Here is a 2,646-nt window from a genome sequence, read left to right as displayed (position 1 = left end):
GGACTCGCCCCGATACCGGACCCTGGCCCCGAACCCCCGTCCACCGCAGCCGCAGCCGCCGCCGCCGCAAAGCCTCCGCCGTTCGGCCTGCGCCACGCGCCCGACCAGGTGCCGTCGTCGTCCGGGGATCCGCCGCCGCGCGGGCCGCGCCGTCCGCCTGCGGCCGCGTCCTCCGCCGCGGCCGCGCCGCCGGAGACACCCGCGGCGGCCCCCGGCACGCCGGCGGCATCCCGCCGGTCCCCGGCACCCCACGCCGAGTGGGACACGTCCCGCTCGCGGCGGTCCAAGTCGGCTATCCGCGCCCGGAGTTCCGCGCAGCGCGCTGTCGCGCGCTCGTGGTCGTCGTGGGCCCAGGCGAAGTCGAGGCGGAGGGCGTCGGCCTCTTCGCGGGTGGCGGCGGTGGCGAGGAGGCGGGTCAGGTCCGCCCGGCGTTCGGCGGCGTACTTCTGCTCGCGGAGCATGACGTCGAGCCGGTCCCGGAGGGCGTCGCGGCCGCCGGGCCGGGCGTCGTACGCGGCGAGCGCGGCGGCATGCAGGGACCGGGCGCGTTCCGTCTCCGGGCCCGCGCCCCCAGGGCCGTACTGCCCGGCGAGATCGTGCAACAGCGCCTCGACCACGTCCCAGGGCGGCATCTCACGCCCGTCGAGACAGGCCCGCATGCCCTCGGGGTCACGCTGCCAGAACACCGCGCACCAGCCACCGGACGGGTCCAGGCGTGCCAGCAGACCGTCCAGGTAATGCGCGAACTCCCGTACGTCATCCGGGAGCCGATCCGCCGCCATCGCTCAACTCCCACCCGACCGGAGCACTCCGGTCAGTAGGCAACACCAGTCGTGTTACAGCGGTGCTACGGGGAGTTTTCGCATGCGGCGCAGGAGTCTCATCGTTCGCGTCGTCAGACCGGCACCAGCACGCACTGCCCGGCCAGCTCGTCCATCGACAGCCCGAGCGCGCCCGCCAGCGCGGCCACCGTGAAGAAGGCCGGGGTCGGGGCCCGTCCGGTCTCGATCTTGCGGAGCGTCTCCGGGGAGATGCCCGCGCTCGCGGCGACCTCCGTCATGCTCCGGTCGCCACGCGCAGCGCGCAGGAGCCGGCCGAGCCGCTCGCCGCGTTCGCGCTCTTCGGGGGTGAGAGGGGTGCGCACCATGCCCCCATTCTAATACCGGTATAGTAATTGGCATGGTTGAGCTGAAAACCGATGCGTCCATCGACGCGATGTACGAGGCGGGCCAGGTCGTCGCCGGCGCCCTGACGGCCGCACAGAAGGCCGCTGACGTGGGCGTCTCCCTGCTGGAGCTGGACGAGGTGGCGCACGACGTGCTGCGCGAGGCGGGAGCGACCTCGCCCTTCCTCGGCTACCGGCCGTCCTTCGCGCCGACCCCTTTCCCCGCCGTCCTGTGCGTCTCGGTCAACGACGCGATCGTGCACGGCGTCCCGGACCGCTACCGGCTGCGCGACGGCGACCTGGTCTCCATCGACTTCGGCGCCGAACTGGGCGGCTGGGTCGGCGACTCGGCGCTCAGCTTCGTCGTGGGCACCCCGCGCGAGGCCGACCTGCGCCTGATCGAGACCGCCGAGCGGGCCCTCGCGGCCGGCATCGAGGCCGCCGTCGTCGGCAACCGCATCGGCGACATCGCCCACGCGATCGGCACCGTCTGCCGCGCCGCGGGCTACGGCATCCCCGACGGTTTCGGCGGCCACGGCATCGGCCGCCGGATGCACGAGGACCCCTCGGTGCCGAACGAGGGCCGCCCGGGGCGCGGGATGCGCCTGAGGCACGGCATGGCGCTGGCGATCGAACCCATGGTCGTCGCGGGCGGCACGGACTTCTTCCACGCGGCACCCGACGGCTGGACCCTGAAGACGGACGACGGCTCCCGCGCGGCCCACGCGGAGCACACGGTGGCGATCACGGACGCGGGGCCGAGGATCCTGACCGCACGCTGAGGTACGTCGGGATTGCCCGGGTGTGCCCCGAAGGTGCCCCTTGTCCACGATCGTGGGAAGGTGTTCTACGAGCGCGCCCCAGGTGTAACGGGCTGCCACCCGGGTTACCCGACCCCGGCACGTCGACCAGCGAGGGCGTCCCCCGCCCGCGCGCCGGGGACGCCGGGAACGGAAGGCCCATGAGCAGCGGCTTCACCAGCCCGGAGGGCTACGGCTCGGATCCCTTCGGAGAATTCCTCGCACGCTTCTTCGGCGGACCGCGTCCGGGTCCCCGGCAGATCGACATCGGCCGGCTGCTCAGCCAGCCGGCCCGGGAACTCGTCCGCGGCGCCGCCCAGTACGCCGCCGAGCACGGCAGCCGGGACCTCGACACGGAACACCTGCTGCGGGCGGCGCTGGCCACCGAGCCCACCCGGACCCTGCTGAGCAAGGCCGGCGCGAACCCCGACTCCCTCGCGTCGCAGATCGACGAGCGGTCGGGCCCGGCCCAGCACTCCCCGGACGACGCACCGCCACCGACCGCGCTCTCCCTCACCCCTGCCGCCAAGCGCGCCCTGCTGGACGCGCACGACATGGCCAGGGCCCGCGGCTACGGCTACATCGGGCCGGAGCACGTGCTCAGCGCGCTGGCCTCGAACCCGGACTCGGCCGCCGGGCACATCCTGAACGCGGCCCGCTTCGCCCCCTCCAGCCCGCCCG

The 2,646-nt window shown here is 74.3% G+C and carries 3 protein-coding genes and 1 pseudogene; 2 read left to right on the top strand and 2 right to left on the bottom strand.

The annotated features are described in order from the left end of the window. Together CA983_RS48675 and CA983_RS42595 are read right to left on the bottom strand one after the other, a co-directional pair. Positions 1-782 (bottom strand): annotated as a pseudogene (locus CA983_RS48675) (hypothetical protein); the annotation flags it as partial. Between the two features lie 113 nt (positions 783-895). Continuing rightward, positions 896-1,147 (bottom strand): helix-turn-helix domain-containing protein, encoded by a 252-nt coding sequence (locus CA983_RS42595; RefSeq protein ID WP_086605986.1) that lies wholly within the window; start codon positions 1,145-1,147, stop codon positions 896-898. 32 nt (positions 1,148-1,179) lie between these two features. Here CA983_RS42595 and map point away from each other — a divergent pair, with 32 nt between their 5' ends. Beyond that, entirely contained in the window at positions 1,180-1,947 is a 768-nt protein-coding gene (gene map, locus CA983_RS42590) for a type I methionyl aminopeptidase (RefSeq protein ID WP_086605985.1), read from the top strand. A 179-nt stretch (positions 1,948-2,126) separates the two neighbouring features. Further along, positions 2,127-2,646, top strand: a 520-nt coding sequence (locus CA983_RS42585; protein ID WP_279628516.1) for a Clp protease N-terminal domain-containing protein, incomplete at its 3' end; no start/stop codon positions are given.

Origin of the sequence: Streptomyces swartbergensis (assembly GCF_002148965.1) — a bacterium.
In the GTDB taxonomy this organism is placed as follows: Bacteria; Actinomycetota; Actinomycetes; order Streptomycetales; family Streptomycetaceae; genus Streptomyces; species Streptomyces swartbergensis.
The sequence above is the reverse complement of the archived record's forward strand: the minus strand, read 5'-3'. Positions and strand labels throughout refer to the sequence as shown.